5 protein-coding genes are annotated in these 4,466 nt (G+C 53.5%); 4 read left to right on the forward strand and 1 reads right to left on the reverse strand.

The window, feature by feature from the left end:
* A partial coding sequence (locus ACSHWX_RS17845; protein ID WP_435669563.1) for a glutathione S-transferase family protein occupies nt 1–347 on the reverse strand: 347 nt, incomplete at its 3' end.
* 165 nt (nt 348–512) lie between these two features.
* Between ACSHWX_RS17845 and ACSHWX_RS17850 the strand changes: the two genes are divergently transcribed.
* The 4 genes from ACSHWX_RS17850 to ACSHWX_RS17865 all read left to right on the forward strand — a co-directional run bounded on the left by ACSHWX_RS17850 (nt 513) and on the right by ACSHWX_RS17865 (nt 4,196).
* Nucleotides 513–1,223: a GntR family transcriptional regulator gene (locus tag ACSHWX_RS17850; RefSeq protein ID WP_342857931.1), complete on the forward strand. Its 711-nt coding sequence runs from the start codon at nt 513–515 to the stop codon at nt 1,221–1,223.
* Between the two features lie 137 nt (nt 1,224–1,360).
* A complete protein-coding gene (locus ACSHWX_RS17855; protein ID WP_435669564.1) occupies nt 1,361–2,425 on the forward strand; it encodes an amidohydrolase family protein in 1,065 nt (354 codons plus the stop codon).
* 55 nt (nt 2,426–2,480) lie between these two features.
* Nucleotides 2,481–3,638: an alpha-hydroxy acid oxidase gene (locus ACSHWX_RS17860; RefSeq protein ID WP_435669565.1), complete on the forward strand. Its 1,158-nt coding sequence runs from the start codon at nt 2,481–2,483 to the stop codon at nt 3,636–3,638.
* Nucleotides 3,639–3,785: 147 nt separating this feature from the next.
* Complete coding sequence (locus ACSHWX_RS17865; RefSeq protein WP_435669566.1) at nt 3,786–4,196, forward strand: hypothetical protein; 411 nt, start codon at nt 3,786–3,788, stop codon at nt 4,194–4,196.
* Nucleotides 4,197–4,466 lie beyond the last annotated feature (270 nt).

Below are 4,466 nucleotides of genomic sequence, written 5' to 3' on the forward strand. Positions count from 1 at the left end.
GCAGCGGTTGAAAAGGACAGCGTGTTGATTGCCGCATGCATGTCCAGCGTGCGCAGCATCCAATGATCTGCAGCCACCTGTGCCGCCTCGCCCTTCGGTGACAACTGCCCTGACCCCATTTCGCGATCTAGGTACTCAAGGATGAGGCTCGACTCGACCACCACCAGCCCGTCATTGACAAGCGTCGGAACAACAGCTGACGGGTTCAGTTTTCGGTAATCAGGGTCGAACTGGTCCCCCTTTTGCAGATCCAGAATAACACTATCATAGCTCAGCCCGAGTTCGGCAAGACCGACCCGCACCTTCTGAGAACATACGCTGGTTGAGCCGTGGTAAAGTATCAGCATCAGTCATCCTCCCTCGCCTTGAAACCAGCACATTTCGCAATGCCGTCGGCCAATCACTGTAGGAGAATGGCTAATATATATAAAATTATCAGTCAACATAAAATATATATATTTACCTTGTTCTGGAATAATATATACAAGTAGCTGCGCAACGGAGGGCATCAAATGGACGGCGGCAGGACAGACCATGATAGGCTTAAGGCAAACAGCCTTGCAGATAGGCTTCACGACCAACTTCGCACAGACATCCTAACGGGGCACCTCGCTCCGGGGCTGAAACTACAGATGAAGCTCCTCACAGAACGTTACTGTGCAGGACAAACCCCGCTGCGCGAGGCGCTCAACCGGCTGTCATCAGAAGGGCTGGTCGATAGCCGCGTACAGCGCGGGTTCTTCGTAAAGCCTGTCCATCTTGACGAACTGCGCGAACTAACGAAAACGCGCTGCTGGCTGGAAACGATAGCTTTGCGTGAATCCATCGCGAATGCGACACCAGAATGGGACGAAGAACTCATCATTGCCCACCATCGGCTAACCCGCACGCCGCGCTCGCTTGATCCTGATACATTCGACAGTAATCCAGATTGGGAACCACTACACCGCGACTTTCACAAGACGCTGATATCACGCTGCGGCTCACATCAATTGCTTGAATTCTGCGAACAACTGGCCGACCGGCTCTATCGTTACCGAATGCTGTCGATCCAAAAAGTTTTCACCACACGACATGTTCGCGATGAACACGCCACTATGCTGCAGCTCGTGCTTGACCGAGATGCGACTAGGGCCATCGAAGCGCTGATGCACCATTACGAACAAACAGCGGCAGCCGTTCTTGAGGATTTGGGCCCAATAATTCATCAAGATCAGTCCTGATTAACCCTTGGATTGCTCTCCTGCCAGCACTGGGGTTTTCTTGATGAAACGCCTTTCTATCGCCAATAATTTCAGACACTTAAAACCAAAAAACTAAATATTTTTGCGCCCTAAGCATGTCAAATTGGAAAAATATGATGACCCACCAGCATGAGAATGGAAGCCGTCATTGTGCCCATGGCGCGATCGATATTCACAGCCACATCGTCCCGTCGACCTTCCCAAAATGGGCCAAAGGACCTGTGCCGTCTGGGTGGCCGAGCACCGAAATTTCGGATTGCTGTCACCGCACAGTCGTCATCGACAGTCGCCCGTACCGCACCGTCAGCGATGCCTGCTGGACGGCCTCGCACCGCCTCGAAGATATGGATCGTAGTGGAATTTCGGTTCAGGCCCTGTCACCGATGCCCGAGCTTTTCAGTTATTGGTTGGACGCGCATGTGGCGGCGGATCTGACCCGCTACATCAATGATGTCATCGCAACCATGGTGCATGAGGGGCGCGGCCGGTTTGTTGGCCTCGGAGGGGTTCCATTGCAGAACCAAGATCTGGCGATGAAAGAGTTACATCGTCTCAAACATGAGCTTGGTTTTGCAGGAATCGAAATCGGTAGCAATGTGAATGGCACACCCATCGGCGACCCGAAGTTTGCCGAATTCTTCGCAGAAGTGGCGCGGCTCGACATGTCAGTCTTCGTACATGCAGTCCGTCCTACAGGAATGGATCGACTGGTTGGCCCTGCAAATCTGCAGCAAATTCTTGGATATCCGAGCGATATAGGTCTTGCCGCGGCATCCATCCTGACCGGCGGCCTGCTTCGCAAAACACCAGGTCTCAGGATTGCCCTAAGCCACGGTGGTGGCACTTTTTCTGCGCTCCTTCCACGACTGGAGCAAGGCTTTCGCACGTTTCCAGCGGTGGCCGAGGCGCTTGAAACGTCCCCCAGCATACAGGCACGCGCCCTCTTCGCTGACAGTCTGACGTTCGATAAAGTGATGTTGCAACGTGTGGTCAAAGTTTTTGGTGAAGATCGCGTGATGATCGGCACCGATTATCCGTTTAACTTTCGCGAAACGGACCCTATCGGGCGACTTCACGACGCCTTTGAACAAGAGCCGGTGCTTGATCGACTGAAGCACGGCAATGCGCGGGCATTCCTTGCGCTCGGCGGGTCTGTTGCGCTCGACGGATCAGTGACGTGATCTGCCCAATAAGACACTCTTTGCAAGTTTTACGTCACAAGAAAAGTAGCCAATGATGACAAAATTCCTTTTGCCTCCTGAAGATCGCTATCCTCGGATCGAAGACCTTGCGATACAGGCACAACGGCGGATGCCTCGTTTTGCTTGGGCGTTTTTAGAACACGGCTCAGAGCATGAGCAGCGCCTTGCCAAAAATTTAGCGGCCTTCCAAGGGATCGACCTGTCACCACGCTATCTATCGCAGGCAACGAAAATCGATACGTCTGTAGACATTGATGGCATCAGCTATGCCTACCCTTTTGGCGTCGCCCCTGTCGGACTGGGCGATCTGATCTGGCCCGGCGCAGATCGCGCAATCGTTCAGGCCGCAGCGGCGCAGAACATTCCTATGGTGCTCAGCACTGTCGCTTCTCTTTCTATCGAAGATGCATCGCAGCTGTCGCGCGGAAACCTATGGTTTCAACTTTATCCGACGGTGTCGCGCGAGATTCGCGATGACCTACTTGATCGCGCACAAGCAGCTGGAATTCGTAATTTGGTGATCACAATAGATGTGCCAAGCCCTGCACGCCGCGAGACGGCACGCCGCGCGGGGCTGCCTCCGGGCGGACGTATCAGCGCGGCCTCAGTCCTGCAAACGGCGATGCGCCCCCGATACGCGCTTGAGGTTTTGCGCAAAGGCATTCCAACCTTTGCAAACCTCACAGGTTATGCAGAAAAAAGGTCTCAAAGCGTTGCCAGTCTGGTTCAAAGCGAGCTTGCGGCACGCTTTAGCCCTGCCGACATCAAGAATGTACGCGCGCGTTGGCCACACCGGATCATCATAAAGGGAATACTGACGCCGGAAGATGCAACTGACGCATTGGATCTTGGTGCCGATGCCCTTTGGATGTCCAACCACGGTGGCCGCCAGAGTGACGCGTTGCCGACGCCAGTTGATCGTTTGCCTGCGGTGCGCGCAAGTGTGGGGAATGCTGTGCCAATTTTTATTGATAGCGGCGCGCGCAGTGGATTGGATGTGCTGAGGGCCATGTCCCGTGGGGCGAATTGCGTATTTTTGGGCCGACCGCTTTACTATGCCGTGGCAGCGATGGGCCCTAAGGGCGCAACACATGCCATTGACATTCTTGCCAAAGGACTTAGCCACTCAATGATCCAGCACTCTGCGGCGTGTGACCGACACCTATCGCGCAGCACCTCCAAGCCCCTGTAGTGAGACAGAGAAACCTGTCGGAAGCGGGAATACCTGGGAACAGCCGGTAAATTTCGGCTAAAGTCCTTATTTAAAAGGAAATATCTAGATGCTGTGCGTGCAACATTCCCTAAGCAAAGAGTCCTGCGGGAAAGCCTATACGCCACATTGAGTTTAGCATGGGCCAAGACACTTGAAACGGGCGCTACGGTTCTTTTCGGTAGTGCAGTTGAGCGCTCCAAACCCTCTTTGGGCTATCAGCGCTATTGGGGAGGAACGTTGCGTGCCGGATTTGAAACAAAGATCACCGACACGTTGCGTGTCGGCGTAAACCTGAGCGCCACATTGCGACAGTATGACAACGATTTTTCCGCTGTGGATTACGCGCGTCGGGACGAAATCTATCGGTTTGGTCTCTCCTTGTCTGACAGCCGGATTAAACTCTTGGGGGCACACCAAAACTGTCCTGCGGCTATAAAGTCCAAAATTCAAACATTTCGCTCTATCAGTCGACGTCGACCGATTGCCGTATTGGTTGGTCTTACCAGTTTTAATAAAATGATCGCGACCCGCATTTAAGACGCCATACGGCACGGGTCATCTGGGCGAGCCAGCTGTAAGATCAGAGCCTTGATGTGCTGTGTCAAAACCAGATGCCCCGCATTTTCAACCCCGTGGAATGTGGCATCCAGCAAGGTTTGTACAATCGCTTGAGGATCAACGCGTAGCGCTGATCAATGCGGCTGGCGGCAAAGGGGCACAATAATGCGCATCGAAATCTATGCCAAAAGCGGTCGCTTCATAAAATGCGAAATCCCCTTGCCACAGCTATGTCAGCGCAAATGGCGT

This window comes from Maritalea sp. (assembly GCF_051251695.1).
GTDB lineage: Bacteria > Pseudomonadota > Alphaproteobacteria > Rhizobiales > Devosiaceae > Maritalea.

What these genes read in the sequence shown, in the direction of transcription:
- ACSHWX_RS17850 (WP_342857931.1), top strand. Translation starts at nt 513, where the DNA reads ATGGACGGCGGCAGGACAGACCATGATAGGCTTAAGGCAAACAGCCTT.
- ACSHWX_RS17855 (WP_435669564.1), top strand. Translation starts at nt 1,361, where the DNA reads ATGACCCACCAGCATGAGAATGGAAGCCGTCATTGTGCCCATGGCGCG.
- ACSHWX_RS17860 (WP_435669565.1), top strand. Translation starts at nt 2,481, where the DNA reads ATGACAAAATTCCTTTTGCCTCCTGAAGATCGCTATCCTCGGATCGAA.